This window comes from Corallococcus terminator (genome assembly GCF_003611635.1).
Lineage (GTDB): Bacteria > Myxococcota > Myxococcia > Myxococcales > Myxococcaceae > Corallococcus > Corallococcus terminator.
This window is the reverse complement of the sequence record NZ_RAVZ01000020.1, coordinates 12,901-34,412: the sequence shown is the minus strand read 5'-3', so window position 1 is coordinate 34,412 and position 21,512 is coordinate 12,901. Positions and strand designations below refer to the sequence as shown.

17 protein-coding genes are annotated in these 21,512 nt (G+C 69.9%); 7 read left to right on the top strand and 10 right to left on the bottom strand.

What is annotated here, in order from left to right; translation table 11 throughout:
• Positions 1-12: 12 nt before the first annotated feature.
• Entirely contained in the window at positions 13-2,103 is a 2,091-nt protein-coding gene (locus D7V88_RS05120) for a DUF4114 domain-containing protein (RefSeq protein ID WP_120539465.1), read from the bottom strand.
• A 145-nt stretch (positions 2,104-2,248) separates the two neighbouring features.
• On the opposite strand from D7V88_RS05120, the gene D7V88_RS05115 reads away from it, so the two are divergent.
• Positions 2,249-2,800 (top strand): glutathione peroxidase, encoded by a 552-nt coding sequence (locus tag D7V88_RS05115; RefSeq protein ID WP_120539464.1) that lies wholly within the window; start codon positions 2,249-2,251, stop codon positions 2,798-2,800.
• A gap of 13 nt (positions 2,801-2,813) precedes the next feature.
• Here the strand turns inward: D7V88_RS05115 and D7V88_RS42900 are convergent, their stop codons facing one another.
• The 3 genes from D7V88_RS42900 to D7V88_RS05105 all read right to left on the bottom strand — a co-directional run bounded on the left by D7V88_RS42900 (position 2,814) and on the right by D7V88_RS05105 (position 5,924).
• A complete protein-coding gene (locus tag D7V88_RS42900; protein ID WP_158625002.1) occupies positions 2,814-3,947 on the bottom strand; it encodes a hypothetical protein in 1,134 nt (377 codons plus the stop codon).
• A 105-nt stretch (positions 3,948-4,052) separates the two neighbouring features.
• A complete protein-coding gene (locus D7V88_RS05110; RefSeq protein WP_120539463.1) occupies positions 4,053-4,952 on the bottom strand; it encodes a hypothetical protein in 900 nt (299 codons plus the stop codon).
• A gap of 48 nt (positions 4,953-5,000) precedes the next feature.
• On the bottom strand, positions 5,001-5,924 hold the full coding sequence (locus tag D7V88_RS05105) for a carboxylesterase family protein (protein ID WP_120539462.1): 924 nt from the start codon (positions 5,922-5,924) through the stop codon (positions 5,001-5,003).
• A 259-nt stretch (positions 5,925-6,183) separates the two neighbouring features.
• Here D7V88_RS05105 and D7V88_RS05100 point away from each other — a divergent pair, with 259 nt between their 5' ends.
• Together D7V88_RS05100 and D7V88_RS05095 are read left to right on the top strand one after the other, a co-directional pair.
• A complete protein-coding gene (locus D7V88_RS05100) occupies positions 6,184-7,140 on the top strand; it encodes an alpha/beta fold hydrolase (RefSeq protein WP_120539461.1) in 957 nt (318 codons plus the stop codon).
• A gap of 5 nt (positions 7,141-7,145) precedes the next feature.
• Positions 7,146-7,619 (top strand): hypothetical protein, encoded by a 474-nt coding sequence (locus D7V88_RS05095; RefSeq protein ID WP_120539460.1) that lies wholly within the window; start codon positions 7,146-7,148, stop codon positions 7,617-7,619.
• A gap of 114 nt (positions 7,620-7,733) precedes the next feature.
• Here the strand turns inward: D7V88_RS05095 and dusA are convergent, their stop codons facing one another.
• The 4 genes from dusA to D7V88_RS05075 all read right to left on the bottom strand — a co-directional run bounded on the left by dusA (position 7,734) and on the right by D7V88_RS05075 (position 12,389).
• Positions 7,734-8,735, bottom strand: a complete 1,002-nt coding sequence (gene dusA / locus D7V88_RS05090) for a tRNA dihydrouridine(20/20a) synthase DusA (protein WP_120539459.1) — start codon at positions 8,733-8,735, stop codon at positions 7,734-7,736.
• Positions 8,736-8,837: 102 nt separating this feature from the next.
• Positions 8,838-9,377: a hypothetical protein gene (locus tag D7V88_RS05085; RefSeq protein WP_120539458.1), complete on the bottom strand. Its 540-nt coding sequence runs from the start codon at positions 9,375-9,377 to the stop codon at positions 8,838-8,840.
• Positions 9,378-9,461: 84 nt separating this feature from the next.
• Complete coding sequence (locus D7V88_RS05080; RefSeq protein WP_158625001.1) at positions 9,462-10,433, bottom strand: squalene/phytoene synthase family protein; 972 nt, start codon at positions 10,431-10,433, stop codon at positions 9,462-9,464.
• A 246-nt stretch (positions 10,434-10,679) separates the two neighbouring features.
• Positions 10,680-12,389 (bottom strand): dipeptidase, encoded by a 1,710-nt coding sequence (locus D7V88_RS05075; protein ID WP_120539456.1) that lies wholly within the window; start codon positions 12,387-12,389, stop codon positions 10,680-10,682.
• A gap of 301 nt (positions 12,390-12,690) precedes the next feature.
• Between D7V88_RS05075 and D7V88_RS42895 the strand changes: the two genes are divergently transcribed.
• Positions 12,691-12,852, top strand: coding sequence for a hypothetical protein (locus D7V88_RS42895; RefSeq protein WP_158625000.1), 162 nt, complete (start codon positions 12,691-12,693; stop codon positions 12,850-12,852).
• A 15-nt stretch (positions 12,853-12,867) separates the two neighbouring features.
• Here D7V88_RS42895 and acs read toward each other — a convergent pair whose 3' ends face one another.
• Entirely contained in the window at positions 12,868-14,820 is a 1,953-nt protein-coding gene (gene acs, locus D7V88_RS05070; protein ID WP_120539455.1) for an acetate--CoA ligase, read from the bottom strand.
• A 61-nt stretch (positions 14,821-14,881) separates the two neighbouring features.
• Positions 14,882-15,367, bottom strand: a complete 486-nt coding sequence (locus D7V88_RS05065; RefSeq protein WP_244237988.1) for a hypothetical protein — start codon at positions 15,365-15,367, stop codon at positions 14,882-14,884.
• Positions 15,368-15,439: 72 nt separating this feature from the next.
• Between D7V88_RS05065 and D7V88_RS05060 the strand changes: the two genes are divergently transcribed.
• The 3 genes from D7V88_RS05060 (at position 15,440) to D7V88_RS05050 (ending at position 21,497) form a co-directional block, all read left to right on the top strand.
• Entirely contained in the window at positions 15,440-15,862 is a 423-nt protein-coding gene (locus D7V88_RS05060) for an NUDIX domain-containing protein (protein ID WP_120539453.1), read from the top strand.
• A gap of 16 nt (positions 15,863-15,878) precedes the next feature.
• Entirely contained in the window at positions 15,879-17,519 is a 1,641-nt protein-coding gene (locus tag D7V88_RS05055) for a M50 family metallopeptidase (RefSeq protein ID WP_120539452.1), read from the top strand.
• 180 nt (positions 17,520-17,699) lie between these two features.
• Positions 17,700-21,497, top strand: a complete 3,798-nt coding sequence (locus tag D7V88_RS05050) for an ATP-binding protein (protein ID WP_120539451.1) — start codon at positions 17,700-17,702, stop codon at positions 21,495-21,497.
• Positions 21,498-21,512 lie beyond the last annotated feature (15 nt).

The following is a 21,512-nucleotide window of genomic DNA, read 5'->3' as shown; positions in this document are numbered from 1 at the left end:
GGGACGGCCCCCTCACTCGACCGGGGCGGCTTCGAAGCCCACATCCACTTCGTGGATGCGGAGCCTGCAATCAAACCAGCCCGTCTTGAGGCGCGCCTCCCAGCACACCTGATGGCCTGGGGACGAGGAGACGTCGATGATGGTCTCCTGGGTCCCGGGGGCCGTCACGGGATGCCATGTGGGCTTGGGATTGAAGGAACAGTGCGTGCCATCACAGACCTGACAGTCGGTGGCCACCGCGTAGGCGAAAGAAGCCGAGTCATCACAGCCAGGGCCCATGGAATCCACCTTGCGAAAGCGCACGCGGGAGATGGCACACGCAGGGTCAGCGACGCTCAGCACCTTCGAACGCAGGTAGCTGAACCGCCCCTCCGTGTTGACCCGGAAGACGACATCGTTGAAGTCCCGGTCACCTCCGCCATTGCTGTCCTCGAACCCCATCAACCAGCGGCCCTGGTTCGGGCCCACCGTGCGCATCATCAGGTGCGGCATGTTGCCGTTGCCCGAGGGGGCGACGCTCTCCGCGTCCTGGGGAAGGACGATGTTCCCGTACGCGGGCGTGTCGAGGCGCGCGAGCGTGACCGGGTCCAGCCACCCGCACAGCTTCTGGTTCGTCCCCGCCACGGTGCAGGCCGACGGAGACGACGGGCTCTGACACGCTTCCTGGTAGGTGCACCCGATGTTGCGGTGGGCCACGGGCGTCCGGCCCAGGGGGTCCTGGTCCAGGTTCCACTTCGCCTTGGAGAAGAACACCGACACGGGTGTCTTCAGATGCAGGGCGCACCGCCCACTGGCCTGCTTGCGCAGACAGGGATAGGCCCTGTTCGAGGCAGGGTCGTGCTCCTCCTCCTGCACGACCACCAGGAAGAAGACCAGCTCCCGCCCGCCCTGGATGACGCCCAGGTCCACGGTCCGATCCAGCGCGCTGATGCCCGGATCCGGATTGACGGCGCGTGGGGCGCCGCTGGAGTCATAGGCGGAGACGTCGTAGTCGGGAATGCCGTCGCTGGCCGCCGACACATCGGAGACAGCACCGAGCTGCTGAAAGGTGCTCCTGTCCGCGTCGTCATCCGCCAGGAGGAAGGCCAGGTGCCCCAGCCCCTGGAACCGGTTCAGCTCGTGCGCGGGCTCCAGCAGGTTGGGGATGCGGGCGAAGAGTCCCCTGTCCGAATAGCCCTGACCGGGTGTCTGGGGGGCGTTGCTGCCCACGACGTCGACGTCGATGAGCGGATGGAGCCCTGGACGCGCATCCTCCAGACGCGCGCTGGACTGGAAGGCCGGGGTGCAATTCGCGTTGAGGGCCAGCTCAGGCTGGCTGTACGTGAAGCCCCCCGACGTGAATTGCGCCGGACAGCGGGGAACCGCCCCGATGTACCGACGCGCCTGGAGCCCCGTCCTCGGCGCCAGGTTGTAGAGGTCCTCGTGCAGGTCCGCGATGCCATTGCCATTGCGGTCCGCCAACGTGTCGTCCGACGAGTCCTCGTACGTGTCATGCACGTCCAGGTAGCCGAGCCTCAGAAGGTCGTCGTAGTACAGGAACCCGAGCGCGCTGCTCGCGTGTGAGCCTTCGGACACGTAGGTGACGGAGACCCGCTGGTCGACATCCAGCCGGATGCGCTCCGCGGGAATGTGCACCCGGAGGTCCTCCGCCTCGATCATCGACGGCGAGTAGAACCCCACGCCCTCGGTCTGCTCGAAGCCCCAGGACGTGAAGGGCGGCTGGTGATCCACCGACAGGTCCCGCGCGACGCTGAAATCGAAGCTCGCCGTGGCGGACAGGCCATGGCCATTGGTGACGGTCGCCATGACGGGGGCGCTGCCCTCCGCCAGGCACGTGGGCGCGGTCCAGTACAGGCGGCTGGTGGTCGCGTTGCCCAGCGGAGAGGTCAGGCTGCCCGCGGTGGCGCTCCAGGAGAAAGTGAGCGGACTGCCCTGCGGATCCAACGCCTGGACCCCCAACCGCGAGCTGCCACCCGCCTCCAGGGACACGGCGGTCTGCGTGACGGTGGTGATGCGGGGCGGCTCGGCGGCATGAGCCGGGACGGCGAAGGACAGGGCGCTCCCGGCCAGGAAGGCCTGGAGCCAGACGGGATTCGGAGACACGGGCAGACTCCCTCGACAGGGCCACGATGGGCCTCACCCTGACGGTGCCAGAGCCCGGGCCCTGACTTCGCGACGCGATCTCCACGGGCGCCCGCTTCCCGGAGGCGCTAGGGTTGCGCCCCCTCTTTCACCCGCGAGCGAACGCATGGCCCACGACCTCTACGACATTCCCCTCACCGCCATCGACGGCACCGCGCGCAACCTTGGCCAGTTCAAGGGCAAGGTCCTGCTGGTGGTGAACGTCGCGTCCAAGTGCGGGCTCACGCCGCAGTACGAGGGCCTGGAGAAACTCTACGAGCAGAAGCACGAGCAGGGCCTGGAGGTGCTCGGCTTCCCCGCCAACGACTTCATGGGTCAGGAGCCGGGCAGCGAGAAGGAGATCCAGGAGTTCTGCACCCTGAAGTACGACGTGAAGTTCCCGCTGTTCTCGAAGATCGCCGTGGTCGGTGAGAAGAAGCACCCGCTCTACCACGAGCTCACCCGCGCCCTCCCCGACGCCACCGGTGAAGGGCCCATGCGCGAGAAGCTCAAGGGCTACGGCATCGACGCCAACCCGAAGCCGGAAGTGCAGTGGAACTTCGAGAAGTTCCTCATCGGCCGGGATGGTCGCGTCGCGGCCCGCTTCGCCCCGGACGTGACGGCGGAGGATCCGCGCCTCGTCCAGGCCATCGACGCGGCGCTCGCGAAGCCGGCCTGACGCCCAGGCTGTTTCAGGGCGCGGGGATGAACCGCAGCTCCCCGGGGCGGGGGGCGCCTCCCAGGTACTTCAACCAGTCCCCGTACTCCGGATCATACGAGGCGCGTCGGAGGTAGACGTCTCCGAACGCCCCCGAGGTGGGCGACGCGCGCAGCCACAGATCCAGCGCGCCGTCGTCCGCCATCCGTGCCACGCCGACGGCGCCCGGTGACGGCGCGCCCGGCAGTGGAGGCAGGGGTTCGACCCCATCCTCGGGTGAGGTCTGGAGGTACTGGATCTTCTCCCGCACCGAACCCAGCAGCCACGCGTCCATGTCCGGCAACGCGCGCAGCCGCGGCTCCTGCGCATCCAGCCGTCCGCTCAGCGCCGGAAGCACCTGGGTGCGGAGGGTCTCCACGGCGCGCGCGTCCCAGCCCAGGTAACGGGTGCTGCTCTGGAGCGCCAGTCGCAGCCGGCCCAGGTCTTCCATGGACGCGAGGGCCTGGGGCCGGGCCAGCCAGGTTTCATAGAACGCGCGGAGGAACCACTCCTGGTCGTGCCGGATCACCGGCACCGCCTTGCTCCACTCAAACGCGGGAGCGAGTCCGACCTCCCCGAGCTTCCAGGTCTGGAAGCCCATCTGCTCATCGAAGAACTTCGAGAACTCCGCCCAGCGGGCTTCGACCGCGGGCTGGGACTCGATGAAGTCGCGGCAGCGGCGCATGTCCTCCGCGGAGGCGCGCGGATCTTGCGCCACCAGGTCGCACACCTTGTGCCGCGCCCCACCGTCGACCTCGGCACGGAGCGCGGCCAGCGCCCCACGTGCCTCCTGCTCGCGGTGGCGCGACGTCGACGACTCTCCGCCCATGACCGCCAGGAAGGCCGCGCCCGCGCACACCACGAGCGCCACCAGGGGCAGCCCCAGGCCCAGCGGCACCGCTTCCCAGGGACGGTCCGACAGGAAGCGCCGCCAGCCGACCCAGAGCGTGATGAAGGTGGGCAGGACCGCCAGGGCGAAGGCCAGCATGTTCAACGCCTGATGGAGCGGCGTGGCGTTGTGACGGTACGCCTCGCTGCTGAAGGCCAGGGTGAAGAAGGCGCCGATCACCAGTGCCACGCCCAGGGCGAGTTCCCCCAGCAGACACACTCCCGCGAAGACAGCGCCCATCGGATGTTCCCCTCAACCCACGGACCAGGGCCCCATGCTCCCGGTCGCGTCGCCCCCGAGCCTAACCGAAGCGGGAGACACGCCCCGGGCCTGACAGGCGCCTTGTCAGCGGCGGCGGCGCTGCGCGGGCTTGGGCGGACGGAGGTCCGCCTTGCTCTTCGGCAGCTTCGGCCCGGAGGCGAGGTCGAACTCGTAGGTGGCGCCGAGCAGGAGGCGGAACTGGTAGATTTCACTCAGGCCCTCGGTGACGGCGATGCCCGCGACGGCCTCCAGCACCAGGCCGGGGAACGCCTCGTGGCGCACGACCGGGAGGATCTCCACCTGGGTGGCGTTGTCCCGCCAGACCGGGGTGATGACGTCCTCGAAGTAGAGGCGGCCCACCACCTCCAGCCCGAGCATCGTGAACTTGTCGAGGTTGTAGGTGCCCGCCAGCGCGAGCTGGACCGCGTCCGGGACATCGAATTCGGGCAGGCTGCCCCGGTCTCGCGTGCCCTGGTGGAGGTAGCTGCCGTTGAGCATGAAGCGCAGGTCCTTGGTCGCGCGCAGCTCGCCGATGAGGGTGCCCTCCCAGTCCCAGGTGCCGTCGGAGAGGCTCGGGAGGATGCCGTCCTCGTCGCTCGGTCCCGTGGGCAGCGTGACGCGCCCGTAGGCCGCCAGCGCCACCTTGCCGGACTCCAGGAACGTCCACTGGAGCCCGAGGGGAATGTCACCGAAGGCGACCTTGAAGTCCTCGTCCCCGGGGAGCCCCAGCGCCAGCAGCTCCACGTAGAGGTTGGCCTCCAGGTTGTCGACGATGCCGAAGCGCAGGCTCGGCGAGAGCTGCTGGTAGGGCTGCGACTCGTCCAGGTCGAGGGCGAAAAAGCCCTGATAGCGCAGGCCCAGCTCCAGGTTGCCGCTCTTCGTGGTGGACGCGGTGCGCGTCACCATGGCGCGGTAGGGCCGGGCCCCCGCGCTGGATGCGCAAAGCAAGCTGGCGAGGATGACGAGCGGCAGACGGGTGTTCATGGAGCGTGAAGCTAGTCGACACACCCGTGACGGCGCACGCACGTCCGCTCAGGGTGTGGAAGTGCGCTGCTGCGCGAGGAGCCAGTCCCAGAACGCGTAGTTGTTGTACTGCTGGGTCCAGCAGTCGTGGTGGGTGCCGGGCAGCACGGTGAAGCGCGCCCTCGCGTTTCCGGAGGCCACCACGCCGGGCTGCGACGTCCACGCGGGGCTGCTGCCCGTCGGGAACAGGTACGTCACCGTCGACGAGGGCGCCGGCACCACGAGCTGCTGGCTCACCCCGTAGTTCTTCGTCACGCCCGTCAGCCAGGAGCGGTCCGCCAGATAGGTGATGCTGTCCCCGTGCGAATGCACCGCCCAGACGGGCACGTTCAACAACTGGGTGATGGTGGGCCCCGGCGCGCCGATGTTGCTGGCCATGGGCGCCAGCGCCGCCAACCGGCTGCCATATGTGTACGCGTACTTCCAACTGCCGTAGCCCCCGAAGCTGAGGCCCGTCATGTAGATGCGCGTCGTGTCCACGCGGTAGTTCGCCACGAGGAAGCTGACGAACGCGTCAAGCTCCGCCGGCTGCCAGCTCGTCGCCGCGCGAGGCGTGAAGACCATCACCCCGCGCTGTCCGAAGTACGTCTTGCCCTGGCTCGTGTAGCGGATGTTCTTCAGCGCGCCACTGCGCGTCACCACGTTCAGCAGGTCCGCCTCCGTGGTGGAAGTGCCGAACTCACCCGCTCCGTTCAGGTGGATGACGACCGGGTAGCGCGTGGTGGAGGTCAGGTAGCCCGGGGGAAGGTACTCGCCGTAGCCGTAGCCCGCCCCCGTCGTCGCGGGCAGCCGCGCCACCACCACGTCCTCCGTGGTGGGGGTGACAAGGGCGGCCGCGTGGGTTCCCCATTCCTCCGGGGCCCCTTCCTCGAAGCCGCCTCCGCAGGCCACCGCGCACAACGAGATGAACAAGGCGACGACCTGCCTTCGCATGGAGCACTCCCGGATCGAGGGGCGCGGAAGGCTAGCGGCCTTCCAGTTTCAATTCAATCAAGTCCAGAAATAGAAGAATTTACTGACTATCTTGTCCCTGGTGAAACGCCTTGGCGGAACGCGCGCGGTGACTCTCAATCCCGGGGCGGTGGCGGTTTCACTGTCACCGGGAAGACGATCTTCTGGGTGTCCGAACGGTTGCCGGGACATCTGGGGCATTCGCGGGCACACCTGCGGCTCCAGGAAGGGAGCGAACACCATGGCTGGGATTACACATCGCACCGTCGAGACAAACGGCATCCACCTGCATCTGGCCGAGGCGGGCGAAGGCCCCCTCGTCCTGCTGCTCCACGGCTGGCCGGAGTCCTGGTACTCGTGGCGCCACCAACTGCTGGCGCTCGCCGCTGCGGGCTACCACGCGGTCGCGCCCGACGTTCGCGGCTACGGGCAGAGTGACAAGCCTCGGGAGATCGAGGCCTACAGCATGAAGCACCTGATGGCGGACTTCGTCGGCCTGCTCGACGCGCTGGGGGAGAAGACCGCGGTCGTGGTCGGTCACGACTGGGGCTCCGCGATGGCGTGGAGCCTCGCCGCGCTCCATCCCGATCGCTTTCGCGCGGTGGTTGGCATGAGCGTCCCGCACATGGGCCGCACGCCGCTGCCGCCCACGCAGCTCTTCAAGAAGGTCTTCGGCGAGAAGTGGTTCTACATCCTGTACTTCCAGGAGCCCGGTGTCGCCGAGGCGGAGCTCGAAGCGGACATCCCGAGGTCGGTGCGGACGATCCTCGCTGGCGCGCCCGGCTTCGATGCGAAGTTCACTGGCGCCAATGACAGGAAGCCGGGCGAAGGGTTCCTCACGGGACTGACCCCGCCGGAAACGCTGCCGGACTGGCTCACGGAGGAAGACGTCGCGTACTTCGCGAAGCAGCTTGAGGGCAGCGGCCTCCGTGGCGGCCTCAATCGCTACCGCAACATGGACCGCGACTGGGCGGAGCTGCCCGAGCTCGCCACGGCGAAGATTGAACAGCCGGCCCTCTTCCTCATCGGAGAGAAGGACCCTGGGCGCACCTTCGCTCCCGTCGACCCCATGAAGGCGCTGGCTCCCAACCTCAAGGACATCGTCGTCGTGCCAGGCGCGGGCCATTGGATCCAGCAGGAAAGCGCCGCGGAGGTGAACGCCGCGCTGCTTGCCTTCCTGAAGGCCCTGCCCGCCTGAAGTCCATGCTGGAGGGGCTCGAACACATCCGCTGGGACCAGGAGGTCCAACCCTCCTGGAACACACCGGACGAAGTCCCCCAGGCGCTGCGCGCACTGGCGGCCGCGACCCCGGAAACGGGCGACGCGGTCTACTCGCGCGTCCTCTACGCGCTCGGGAACAACCACGCCGGGACCTACTTTCCCGTGGTCCTGGCGGTCGTGCCGTTCCTGGGAGAACTCTTGCGCGAGGGCAGCGCAACGACACGCATCCAGACGCTCGAAATCCTGATCGACCTCATTGCATCGTTCGACCCGGACCCGGATTTCGAGTTCATTGGCACACCCACAGGACCCCAGCCGCTGAAACTGCTGCTGTGGAATCATGTCGCCAGACTGGAGGCGGACGTGGAGCGGTGTCTCGCGAAGGCCGCGTCCCCGGAGGAAGCACGGCCCGCCGGGGAAGTCCTGTCACGGCTGCGTGAAGAGAACGTCCGATAATACCTTCGTGTCGACCGCTCCGCGTTGGAATGGCTGTGATTGCCACTCAGCCAGCGGGGCCCGCATGAATCCGCCGCGACGCCCAGGTGAAAGACAGCCACCCAGGCACGGACGTCAGGCCACGGCCTGGAGGGCTGCTTCGCGCGGCACCTTCGCGGCGGCGGCGAGCACCACCTCCGGACCGGCTCCATCCTGGTGGGCGTTCTCACTCAGGTGCCGGCGCCACGCGCGCGCGCCCGGCAGGCCCTGGAAGAGGCCCAGCATGTGCCGGGTGATGGCGCCCAGCGGCGCGCCCTGGCTTCGCTGCGCTTCGATGTACGGCATCATCGCGTCCACCACTTCGTGCCGCGTGGGGGGCGCCTGCGTGCCGCCGAAGAAGCGGCGGTCCGCTTCCGCCAACACGTAGGGCGACTCGTAGGGGGCCCGGCCCATCATCACGCCGTCCACGCGGGGCAGGTGTTCGGCCGCAGCGTCCAGCGTCTTCACGCCGCCGTTGAGGCTGATGTCCAGGTGCGGGAACTCCTGCTTCAGCCGGTACACCAGGTCGTAACGCAGGGGCGGCACGTCCCGGTTCTCCTTGGGACTCAGGCCCTTCAGCCACGCCTTGCGCGCATGCACGATGAAGCGCGTACAGCCCGCCTGGGACACGCGCCGCACGAAGTCCTCCAGCGTCGTCCACTCCTCCAGGTCGTCGATGGCGATGCGCGACTTCACCGTCACCGGGATGCGCACCGCCTCCCGCATCGCCGCCACGCCCCGCGCCACCAGGTCCGGCTCCGCCATCAGGCACGCGCCAAAACGGCCGGACTGAACGCGGTCGCTGGGGCAGCCCACGTTGAGGTTGATCTCGTCGTAGCCCCACTCCTCGCCAATGCGCGCGGAGGCCGCCAGGTCCTCTGGCTCCGAACCTCCCAGTTGGAGGGCGACGGGGTGCTCGGCCGGCGTGAAGCCCAGCAGGCGGTCGCGCTTGCCGTGCAGCACCGCGCCCGTGGTCACCATCTCCGTGTAGAGCAGGGTGTGGCGCGTGATTTGACGGAAGAAGTACCGGCAGTGCCGGTCCGTCCAGTCCATCATCGGCGCGACACACAGCGGCATGGGATAGGCCAGGGCAGTCATCCCCCCTTCCCTATCCGGAAACCCGCCGTCCGCCCAGAGGCCTCCCGGAGGGCCCCCCCAACCCCTCCGGAAGCAGGCAGCCACGCGGGCCACCCGGGTCACTCAAGCCGCGGCGCTGAGCACCACGCCCTGCTCCGCCAGCCACGCGTCCACCAGTCGCTGGCCCGCGTCCGTCAACGTGAAGCCCAGCCCGGCCCACTGCTGGCCGTTGAGCATCACCACCTGCCCCAGCGCCCGCCCGAACGCGGACTCCGGCGCCACCCGCTTGAGCAGCGCGCCCGCGTAGTGGTGCAGGAACAGGTCGAAGTTCTTCGCGAAGTCCGGGTGCCCCGGAATCGAATCACTGCGCGTGTCCGCCGCCACGTCGTAGCCCTGGATGAAACCGCCAAAGCCCAGCACCTCCACCAGGAACGCGTGCATCCGCGCCTGCCCCCGCACCCGGCCAGGCAACCACCGCTCCGGCCCCGTCGCCGTCTGGAACGTCCACAGCCCGCGCTGACGCGTGGCGGCGAAGGGCAGCCCCCCCGACTCCAGGCCCTCCCGCGCCACCCGCAGCACACGGCGCTGCACCCGGGCGGGCGCCGCGTCCGTACGCGCGGGGAAATAGACGATGACCGCCGGGGACGAGCGGGCGCAGTTCATGGGGGACGCACTCCAGAGGGGGAAACACCAGCATTGGAATTATCCGATGCAGGCGCCTGGAAGTTGCGGCCTTCCCAACGCTTTTCAGGGGCTGCCGGGCACGGGGCCGGCGAGCGCTTCCACGGACTCGGGGAGCATGCCCCGGTCCAGCGAGGCCTGGAGCGCGTCCATCTGGGCGTGCACCACGGCGCGCGACACCCTGGCGCCCGCGCCGTCGCGGATCAGCAATTCCAGCGTGGCCTGCGCCAGCAACAGGGGCAGCGTGGTGAAGGCGAGCACGTCCCGGGGGGCGCCCGCGCCGTAGAGGGCCCTCACGTAGCGGGCCGCCGCGATCAGGTCCTCGCCCGCCAGCCGCTCCACGTCCTGGAGTTCCACGTTCGCGGGCAGCAGCGCGCGGCCTTCCTGCCGGTCCTGCCGCACGTCCTTGAGGATGTTGACCAGTTGCAGCCCTTCTCCGAACAGCGGGGCCAGCGCGCGCAGGTTCGGCGAGTAGGGCGCGAGGCGCGGATCCAGGACGAACAGGTCCGTGAGCAGCTCGCCCACCAGTCCCGCCACGATGTAGCAATAGTCACGCAGCGACTGGAGCGAGTGCAGCGTCAGCAGGCCCTCGGTGGTGGCGCCCGCGAGCACCTCCCGCATGCCCCGCACCGTCTTCAGCACGAAGTGGCGCAGGATGGCGCCGGCCTCCGTGCGCAGCGCGTCCAGGCTCGCCAGCAGCGCGGGGGTGCGCTCCAGCAGCTCCAGGTAGCCCGCGTTCTCCGTCGGACGGCGCGACAGCCAGCCGCGCACCAGAGCCCCCACGTCCGCCGCCGGGTCCTCCTGGAGCAGCGATTCGAAGCCGGCCAGGGCCTCGCGCCGCTCCTCGCGCGACCAGGGGGCGGCGTCCTCCAGCGTGTCGGCGACGCGCAAGAGCAGGTAGCCCAGGCCCACCTCGCGGCGCAGGGGCTCCTCCAGCAACGGGATGGCGAGCGCGAACGTACGGCTGGTGCGCACGAGGAAGTCCGCCAGCTCGTCGTCCCGAAGCGGAGGGGCTGTCACCAGGGAAGCGTCACTCAAGGAACCGTCCTTCGCGAAGGGGCGCGCTTCCGCCCGGGCCCGTGACTGCCACAAGCCACGCGTGGACACACGCGTGAACGTGAAGGACCCGCGCGGCTTCGCACCACGCGGGTCGGGGGCGGACGCCGCGTCACCGCCGCGACCGCGGACCGGAGCGGGACACCGGGTGGGGGCTCCCGGTGTGCCTCGCCCCGGGGGGCAACCTCAGGGGGCCGGCCCCCGGCAGGGACTCGCCCCGGAGGAAGCTCAGGGCGCCGGAGCGACGGTGGGCTTCGGGGTCGCCGGAGCCGCGGCAGGTGCCGGCGTCGGAGCCGCGGGGGCCGCGGGCTTCGGCTCGGGCTTCTCGCGCGACTCCAGGCGGGGGCCGTTGTCCGCGGCGATGCGGCGGTACCACGCATCCTGGTAGCGGGGGTGGTTCACCTTGCCCGTCGCGTCGCGCACGTTGCCGTCGATGTACTTCACGAGCAACTGCTCGCCCAGCTTGCGCCAGCGCGCGTGCACCTTGTCGCCCTGCTGGAGCGAGTACTCGGTGAGGTACTGGCGGGCCTGCTCGGGCGTGCGCTTGTAGAGCGTCTGCGCGATGCTCTCGATGTTGGCCTGATCCGCGAGGAACTGGCCTTCCAGTTCGCCCTGGGCCTTCTGCACGTCCACGATCATGTCGCTCCAGCGCCCGTAGGCCTGGTTCGACACCCAGTTGAAGACCCAGAAGGACGAATCCCAGGAGAAGTCTCCGCGGCTGGCCACGCCCTGGGAGAAGTTCTTCGGCACCTGCCGGATGCCCGCGTACATGGGCGTGTAGACGGTGGTGAACGTGTCATCCACGCCGAACCAGAGCACGCCGCCGATGGCGTCCGGCAGCGAGCCGCGCATCTGCGCGACGAAGGAGAAGCCCGTCTGCTGCGTGGAGATGGCGCGCTCGTGGACGTAGTTCTTGCCGTCCACGTCCCACGTCATCGGGCGCCAGCGGTAGGGCGCCGCGTAGGGGCCCGCGCCCACGTCCTTGGACATGTCCAGCGCGGTGCCTTCGAAGTGGTCGCGCATGAGCGCCATCGCGTCCTGCACGGACACCTTCTTGTCCGGCTTCACCCACAGGGGCAGGCGCTTGTTCAGGTCCGCGCCATCCGCGTACTCCAGGCCCAGCTTCATGGACGGGGCCGCGCGGCGGAAGATGCTCCACACGCGCCCCTCGGCGAAACGCTGCCCGCCGAAGTCCAGCGGGTGGTACGTGTCCGCGAAGCTGAAGTCCTTGTCCGCGCCCGTGTACCAGCCCTTCGCGCGCGCGAAGGTGATGACGTCCGGCGAGTACAGCGTGGTGGAGGACTCATTCAGCGGGAACTGGCGGATGCGCGCCTGGTTGGCGTGCGCGGAGATGACGCCGTCGGGAAGCTTCCGGGCCACCCACACCGCGCCCTTCTGGCCCGCTCCCTTGCCAATCATCTCCAGCATCCACGCCTCCTTCGGGTCGGCGATGGAGAACGTCTCACCCGTGGAGGCGTAGCCGTATTCGGCGACCAGGTCCGTCATCACCTGGATGGCCTCGCGCGCCGTCTTCGCGCGCTCCAGCGCCACGTAGATGAGCGAGCCGTAGTCGATGATGCCCGAGGGCCCCTCCAACTCCTTGCGGCCCGTGAAGGTGGACTCGCTGATGGAGAGCTGGTGCTCGTTCATGTTGCCCACCACGGAGTACGTGGCGGGCAGTTCCTTGATGCGCCCCAGGAACTTGCCGGTGTCCCATTCAACGATGTCGCGCTGCGCCCCGGCCGCATGGCGGCGCGCGGGCGTGTAGTACAGCTCACCGTACAGTTCGTGCGAGTCCGCCGAATAGGTGATGAACGTGGAGCCGTCCGTCGTGGCGCCCTTGGTCACCAGCATGCTGGTGCAGGCATCCGCGACAGGGGCGACCAGCACCGCCGTCAGGGGCAGCGCGGTGAACAGGGTCGAGGAGAATCGGTTCATGGGGGCGCAATCTAGCAGGACTGCCGCCCGCTGCCCGCCCAGGCAGGTTGCCCGACCGCGAAGCACCCGGGCCCTCGGCGCTCGTGGGGGCCGCCCGGACTCGTGGAGGGTCGCCCGGACATGGTTTCCCGGAGGCCTGGAGGCGCGGCTCGCCGCCCTGCGGCATGCACGGGGGCAATGGGCGCGGCGCTTCAGGCTACTGCCCGGTGGGTCCCCGCGCATGGCACCCACGGGATGGGGACGCTAGGGTTGCCTTTTCGCGGTCCCAGCGCGCTCCTGCCTTGGACCCCTGGAGGAAGCCGTGACGGAGATCGTGGTGGGCCTGGTCGTGTTCTTCGTCCTCACGGTCGTCCTGGGCCCCGCCCTGTGGAGCTCCCGCGTCTGGTGGAGCAAGGAAGACCGGGAGAACGTGAAGGACAAGCACGGCCGCCCCCGCAAGGGCGCGGAGGACGGCCGTCCCTGAGCAACGCGCGCGGGCCTACTCGTCGTTCTGACTGAGGGCGGCCAGCACGTTGAGGTCCTCCAGCGTGGTGGTGTCCTGCGTGGACTTCTTGCCCGCGGCCACGTCGCGCAACAGCCGGCGCATGATCTTCCCCGAGCGCGTCTTGGGGAGCCCTTCGGCGAAGCGGATGTCATCCGGACGGGCGATGGCGCCAATCTCCTTGCCCACGTGCGTGGCCAGTTCCTTCTTGAGCGCGTCCGACGGGGCGTTGCCCTGCTTGAGCGTCACGAAGGCGACCAGCGCGGTGCCCTTCAGGTCGTCCGGGCGTCCCACCACGGCGGCCTCGGACACCTTCGGGTGCGACACGAGCGCGCTCTCCACCTCCGCGGTGCCCAGACGGTGGCCGGCCACGTTCACCACGTCGTCCACGCGGCCCATCAGCCAGAGGTAGCCGTCCGGATCCGTGCGCGCGCCGTCGCCGGTGAAGTACATGCCGGGCAGTTCGCTGAAGTACGTGCTCACGTACCGCTCCGGGTCCCCGTAGACGGTGCGCAGCATGGACGGCCAGGGCTTCGTCACGAACAGCAGGCCGCCCTGCCCCTTCGGCACCCGATTGCCGTCGCGGTCCAATATCTCCGCGTGGATGCCGGGCAGCGGGAAGGTCGCGGAGCCGGGCTTCGTGGGCGTGGCGCCGGGAAGGGGGGAGATCATGATGCTGCCCGTCTCCGTCTGCCACCACGTGTCCACGATGGGGCAGCGGCCACCGCCGATGACGTCGCGGTACCACATCCACGCTTCGGGATTGATGGGCTCGCCCACGCTGCCCAGGAGGCGCAGCGAGGACAGGTCGTGCTGCTTCACCGGCCCGTCCCCCAGGCGCATGAAGGCGCGGATGGCGGTGGGCGCGGTGTAGAGGATGGTGGCCTTGTAGCGCTCGATGATGTCCCAGAAGCGGTCCGGCCCCGGCTGCGTGGGCGCCCCTTCGTAGAGCACCGTGGTGATGCCGTTCATCAGCGGGCCGTAGACGACGTACGTGTGGCCCGTCACCCAGCCCACGTCCGCGGTGCACCAGTAGATGTCGTCCTCGCGCAGGTCGAACACCCATCGCGTGGTGAGCGACGCGTTCATCGCGTAGCCCGCCGTGGTGTGCAGCACGCCCTTGGGCTTCCCGGTGGAGCCGGACGTGTAGAGGATGAACAGCGGGTGTTCACTCTCCACCCACTCCGGCTCGCAGGTGTCGGACTGGGCCTTCACCAGCGCGTCCCAGGCCAGGAACTTCGGGCCTTCGGGCAGCTTGCCGTCGCCGGTGCGCGTGAGGACGACGACCTTCTCGATGCTGGGGGCGTTGGGGAGCGCGGCCTCCACGTTCTTCATCAGCGGCACCACGGCGCCCTTGCGCCAGCCGCCGTCCGCGGTGAGCAGCACCTTCGCGCCCATGTCCTTCATGCGCTCCTGGAGCGCTTCGGAGGAGAAGCCGCCGAACACCACGGAGTGCACCGCGCCCACGCGCGCGCACGCCAGCATCGCGACGGCCGCCTCCGGCACCATGGGCAGGTAGATGCCCACGCGGTCGCCCTTCTTCACGCCCAGGGACTTGAGGCCGTTGGCCAGCCGGTTCACCTGCTTCGACAGCTCACCGTAGGTGATGCTCCGGCGGTCGCCGGGCTCCCCCTCGAAGAGGATGGCGGGCTTGTCCGAAAGCTTCGGCAGGTGCCGGTCCAGACAGTTGTAGGAGAGGTTGGTCCGCCCCTCGATGAACCAGCGCGCGTGGGGCGGCTTCCACTCCAGCACCGTCTGGAAGGGCTCCTTCCAGTAGAGCTCCTCGCGGGCACGGTCCCCCCAGTACTTCTGGGGGTCCTTGTCGGCCTCGTCCCACAGCCGCTGATAGTCCTGCATGCTCCGGATGTGGGCCCGTCGGGAGAAGTCCTCGGGCGGGGGGAAGACGCGGGACTCGGTGAGGACCGAATCGATTGCCTGCGGGTCAGCCATGGGCGTCCCTCCAATGCGCGTGGGAACAGCCCTCCTGTTGTAGGGGCCCGGCCCCCGAGTCTCAAGGCGACTCTTCGCAGCGGGTGTTGCCCTGAACGCCTTCGAAGCGGACCCACAGCTCGCAGGTGCAACTGGTGACGCCGTTGGAGTCGTAGGCGAGCCGCAGTTGACCATTGAACTGCGTCGGGCACTGCGTCGTGGCGTCCAGGTGCACGCGGACCTGATCGAGCAGGCACTCCTGGCCGTTGGTCGTGGTGCTCACGTTGGCCACGCTGCCGTCGGCGGTGAACGCCTCCCCTTCCTCCAGGAAGTAGCCGAGCAACTGCATGTTCTCCACGCCGAAGTCCGCGCGCACCACGCGGCCGGAGATCTGGAGGGCGAGCTGGAAGTTGCCCGCCACCTGCGGCAGCAGGCCGCAGTCGTCCCGCAGCACCTCCACGGGGGTCAGTTCGTATTCGCCCTCGTTCTGGCTGTACGGCAGGCAGCCCGCCAGCGAAGGGGCCGCGAGCGCGAGGACAGCGAAGCAGAGGCGTCGGAGGGTAGACACGGCACGCACCATCGCCCACGGGAGGCATCCGAAGCGGGCGCTCGGGTGGGGGCGAGGGTAGAGTGCGACGCCATGCCTGAATACCGCAACCCCAAACCCACCGTGGACTGCATCATCGAGTTGTCTGGCGAGCGCATCGTGCTCATCCGTCGCGCGAATCCGCCCGTGGGCTGGGCGCTGCCCGGCGGCTTCGTGGACGAGGGCGAGCCGCTGGACAAGGCGGCCATCCGCGAGGCGAAGGAGGAGACGGGGCTGGACGTGACGCTGGAGGAGCAGTTCTTCAGCTATTCGGATCCGAAGCGCGACCCTCGGCTGCACACCATCTCCACGGTGTTCATCGCGCAGGCGAAGGGTGAGCCGGTGGGCGCGGACGACGCGGCGGAGGCGAAGACCTTCACGCTGGACGCGCTGCCGAAGGACCTCTGCTTCGACCACGGCACCATCCTGTCCGACTACGTGACGTACAAGCGCACCGGGAAGCGCCGCAAGCTGTAGGCGCGGACGGCACCGGATGCACTACCTGTTCGTCCTGCTCGCCCTCGGGGCGCTGCTCATCGTGCATGAGCTGGGGCACCTGGTGGCCGCGCGCCTGCTGGGCGTGCGGGTGCCGCGCTTCACCGTGGGCTTCGGGCCGCCGCTCCTGTCGTTCCGGCTGGGCGGCACGCAGTTCGTGCTGGGCGCGATTCCATTGGGTGCGTCCGCGAACCTGCAGGGCATGAACCCGCACCGCTCCGCGGAAGAGGACACGACGGGGTTCGGCACGCTGGGGCCGCTCAAGCGGATGGCCATCATCCTGGCCGGGCCGGTGGCCAACTACGCGGTGGCGCTGGGCCTGCTGTTCGCCCTGTATTCGTCGGGCACGCACGTGGTGGTGCCGCTGACGGTGGGCACGGTGCTGCCCGGTTCGGAGGCGGCGCGCGCGCAGTTGCTGCCGGGGGACCGGCTGGTGCGCGTGGACGGCAAGCCGCTGGAGAACTGGTCGGACTTCGTCACGCGGGTGGCGGACGGCGTGGGTCGCGAGCTGGACCTGGCGGTGGAGCGCCACGGTGAGCCGCGCACGGTGAAGGTGCGGCCCCGGGCGGATGAGCGGGGCACGGGGCGCATCGGCGTGAGCCAGCAGTACGTGTTCCGCACGCATGCGCCCGGCGAGGCCTTCAGGCAGGCCCTCGTCCACACGGGGCGCGTGGCGTCCGAGGCGCTGTCCACGCTGGTCACGCTGGTGCGGGGGCCGGGCGTCACGGGCCGGGGCGGGCCGGGCGCGCTGATGCGCCAGGAGTCCTCCGACGTCGCATCATCCACCGCGTCGGGATTGGATGCCCTGGTGCGCGCGATGGTGGCGGCGTCGGTGGCGCTGGCGCTGCTGACGATGGTGCCCGTGCCGGGGCTGGATGGAGGCCGGGTGCTGCTGCTCGTTGTCGAAGCGGTGAGTGGCCGGCGCATTCCGCCGCGCGTGGAGACGGTGGCGCAGACGGCCGGGTTCCTCTTCCTGTCGATTGGCATCGTGGCCACCGCGGGCGCGGAGATCCGTCGCGCGTTGCCTTCGCCCGCGCCCGTGGCTCCGCGTGCCGCGATGGGCGGCGCGGCGACCGCGCATGCCGTGCCACCAGCGGCTTCGGCGGGAGGCACGACACCGACGATGGACGGAGGAACGACAGGGATTGCAGCAGCGGCTCCTTCCACGGTGCAGAAGGCCGCGACGCCGCCTGCCACCGTCGGATCAGTGGCCGCCACTCCCGCCCCTCAGGCAGTGCCGGCCCCGACCGCCACGGTTGGCGCCGCGGCCGCCACGGTGGCCCCGACCGCCATGGTCGGATCAGCGGCCTCCACGCCCGCCCCGCAGGCGGTGACGCCCGCTTCTCCTTCCACTGGCAAGCCCGCGCCCACGGTGGCCCCGCTGTCCGTGACGCCCCCGCTGGCTTCCGGTGGCAAGCCCGCGCCCACGGTCCCCGCGACGCCCCTTGCGCCTTCCGGTGGCACGTCCGCATCCGCAGTGGCCCCGATGGCGGCGACGCCCTCTCCGGCTTCCGGTGGCAAGCCCGCGCTCGCGACGCCCGCGACGCCCGCGACCGCCACCTCCGGGCTGGCACAGGACGCGGGCTCCCCCTCCCCAGCGCGGGAGCCGCAGCGCGTCGTCACCCCGACGCCTCTCTGAGGCCACGGGCCCAAGCCGCCTGCCTGCTCCTCCGCCCTGCATCCAGCGCACGGAGCCCCTGGGGGAATGGCCGTCGCATCATGCCCGCCGGCCTCCGCGTCGATTGCAGAGGCCCGTGCTCACCCCTTAGAAGCCGGGGCACTGTTTTCTCCCCCGCTCCGCGCGTTCCAAGAGGCTCGCATGCCCCTGCCCTTGCCCCTGTCCCCCACTCCTTCCGAAGACCGCCATTTCGCGGGGGGCGGCGAAATGGGGGCGTTGGTGCGCTCGCTGGACTGGTCCCAGACGCCGCTCGGTCCATCGCGCGACTGGCCCATCAGCTTGAAGACGATGGTGGGCGTGGTGCTCAACAACCGGTTCCCCATGCTCATGTGGTGGGGCCCGGAGATGATCCAGATCTACAACGACGCCTACCGGCCGGTGCTCGGACACAAGCACCCGGGCTCCCTCGGCGCTCCCGGCGGCGAGGTGTGGAAGGAGATCTGGGACGTCGTCGGTCCCATGGCCCGGGGCGTGCTCGAAGGCGCGTCCGCCACCTGGAACGAGAACCTGCCCCTGTTCATCAACAGCCGCGGGCTCATGGAGGAGACGTTCCACACGTTCTCGTACAGCCCCATCCCCGATGAAGGGGGAGGCGTGGGCGGCGTGCTCAACACCGTGCGCGAAACGACCGAGGAGGTGCAGCACGACCGGCAGTTGCGGATGCTCCGGGACCTGGCCGCCCGGACCGCCGACGCCAAGTCCTCCGAACAGGCCTGCCGCATCGCGATGGACGTGCTCGCGGGCAATGACCGGGACCTGCCCTTCACCCTGCTCTACCTGGTGGACGGTGACGGCATCACCGTCCGCCGCGTGGGCAGCGCCCTGCTGGCGGACCCCACGCTGGCCACGGTCCCGCTCCAGCAGTCGCTGACCCACGAAGAGGTCACCGACTGGCCCTTCGCCCAGGCCGCCCGCACCGGCGAAGCGGTCGTCGTGGAGGACCTGCCACGGCGCATGGGGGAGCTGCCCGGAGGTCGCTGGAACAGCCCTCCCCCCAGGGCGGTGGTGCGCGCCCTGGCGCGACCGGGCCAGACGCGGCCCTACGGCTTCCTCGTCGGTGGGGTGAGCCCCCGGCGCCTGCTCGACGCGCGCTACCACACGTTCTTCCAGCTCACCGCCGAACAGGTCGCCTCCACGCTCTCCAACGCGCGCGCCTACGAGGAGGAGCGCCAGCGCGCGGAGTCGCTCGCCGCGCTCGACCGCGCGAAGACGGCCTTCTTCAGCAACATCAGCCATGAGCTGCGCACCCCGCTCACGCTCCTGCTGGGCCCCACCGAGGACGCGCTCGCCACCCCCGAGCGCGCGCTCCAGGGCGATTCGCTGGACACGGTGCACCGCAACGCCGTGCGCCTGCGCAAGCTGGTCAACATGCTGCTGGACTTCGCGCGCATCGAAGCCGGCCGCGTGCAGGCCGCGTATGAGCCCACCGACCTTTCGACCCTGACCGCGGGCCTCGCCAGCGCCTTCCGCTCCGCCGTCGAGCGCGCGGGGCTGGTGCTCGACGTCGACTGTCCTCCCCTGCCGGAGCCGGCCTGGGTGGACCACGAGATGTGGGAGAAGATCGTCCTCAACCTGCTGTCCAACGCGCTGAAGTTCACCTTCACGGGCAGCATCCGCGTGGCGCAAGGCTGGCACGACGGGCACGCCGAGCTGCGCGTCACCGACACCGGCACCGGCATCCCCGAGCACGAGCTGCCCCGCGTCTTCGAGCGCTTCCACCGCATCCAGAACGCCCGCGCGCGCTCCCACGAAGGCTCCGGCATCGGGCTGGCGCTGGTGCACGAGTTGGTGCGCCTGCACGGGGGCACCCTCTCCGTGCAGAGCGAGGTGGACCGGGGCACGACGTTCACCGTGCGAATCCCCGCGGGCTTCGCGCACCTGCCGAAGGAGCAGGTGATGTCCGCCCGGCACCGCCGCGCCCCGTTGGCCGGCGCGGACCCCTACGTGCGCGACGCCCTGGGATGGATGCCCGGAAGTCCCCCCGCGCTCGCGGAGGATGGCGCGCCCGCGACGCGCGTCGACACCTCCGTGCTGGGGCCGGTGGAGCGCGCCCGCATCCTGCTCGCGGACGACAACGCCGACATGCGCGACTACGTGGGCCGGCTGCTCGGCGCCAGTTGGACGGTGGAGGCGGTGGCGGATGGAGAGGCCGCGCTCCAGGCCGCGCGGGCCCGTCCCCCGGACCTGGTCCTCACCGACGTGATGATGCCGCGCCTGGACGGCTTCGGACTCATCCAGGCCCTGCGCGCCGACGAGCGCACCCGTCACGTGCCCATCATCCTGCTGTCCGCGCGCGCGGGCGAGGAGGCGCAGGAAGAGGGCCTGAGCGCGGGCGCGGACGACTACCTGGTGAAGCCGTTCTCCACCCGCGAGCTGCTCGCGCGCGTCACCGCCCAGCTCACGCGTTCGCGCCTGCGCGCGCTGGAGGCCGCGCACGGGGAGCGGCTGGCGCGCATCTTCCAGCACGCCCCCGTGGGCATCGCCATCCTGCGCGGACCGACGCACATCTACGAGTTCGCCAACCAGAACTACCTGCGGCTCATCGCCCACCGCGACGTGATGGGCAAGGGCATCCGCGAGGCCCTGCCGGACCTGGCCCACCAGGGCATCTACGAGCTGCTGGACGGCGTCTACACGACGGGAGAGCCCTTCATCGGCCGCTCCGTGCGCCTCGTCTTCAACCACGTCCCGGATCAGGCGCAGGAGATCTTCTTCGACTTCGTCTACCAGCCGATGACGGACGCCCAGGGGCGGGTGGAGGCCATCATCGTCGTGGTCTTCGACGTGACGGAGCTGGCCACCGCGCGGCGCGAGGCGGAGTCCGCCAACCGCGCCAAGGACGAGTTCCTGGCGATGCTGGGCCACGAGCTGCGAAACCCCCTGGCCCCCATCCTCACCGCGCTCCAGCTCATGCGCCTGAGGGGCGACACCGTCGCGGAGCGCGAGCGCACGCTCATCGAGCGGCAGGTGACGCACCTGGTGCGGATGGTGGATGACCTGCTGGACGTCAGCCGCGTCACCCGGGGCAAGGTCACCCTCAAGCGCGAGCGCACCACGCTCACCGATGTGGTGGCCAAGGCGATTGAACAGACGAGCCCCCTCATCGGAGAGCGCCAGCACACGCTGGAGGTGGACCTGCCGGAGCACGGCACGGTCCTGGACGGAGACACCACGCGGCTGGCGCAGGTGTTCGCCAACCTGCTCACCAACGCCGCGAAGTACACCGAACCGGGCGGCTTCATCGCGGTGACGGGCTCGCGCGAGGGCAAGGAGCTGATCATCAGCGTGCGCGACACCGGCGCGGGCATCGCGCCGGAGATGATGCCGCGCGTGTTCGACCTCTTCGTGCAGGAGCACCAGGCCTTGGATCGCTCCCAGGGCGGGCTCGGCCTGGGGCTCGCCATCGCGAAGAGCCTCGTGTCACTGCACGAAGGCACCATCAGCGCGCACAGCGCGGGCCGGGGGCGCGGCAGCACCTTCACCGTGCGACTGCCCGCGCTGGAGGCGGAGGTGCCCGCCGCCCTGCCCGTGCCGCAGCCCGGTGCCCTGGTGCCCACGGAGCCCATCCCCGTGAACGCGCGCGTGCTCATCGTGGACGACAACAAGGACGCGGCGGACGTGCTCTCCGAATCCCTGGCGTTCCTCGGCTGCGACACGCGCGTGGCCTACGACGGCCCCAGTGGCCTGGAGGCGGCGAAGGGCTTCCTGCCGGAGATCGCCCTGCTGGACATCGGCCTGCCGGTGATGGACGGCTATGAGCTGGCGCGGCTGCTGCGGCAGCAGGAGGAGCCCCGCGTGATGAAGCTGGTGGCGGTGACGGGCTATGGCCAGGAGTCGGACCGCCAGCGCTCCAAGGCCGCGGGCTTCGACGCGCACCTGGTGAAGCCGCTGCACTTCGAGACGCTGGAGACGCTGCTCAAGGACCTGACGGGGGCCTGAGCCAGGGCCGTCCCC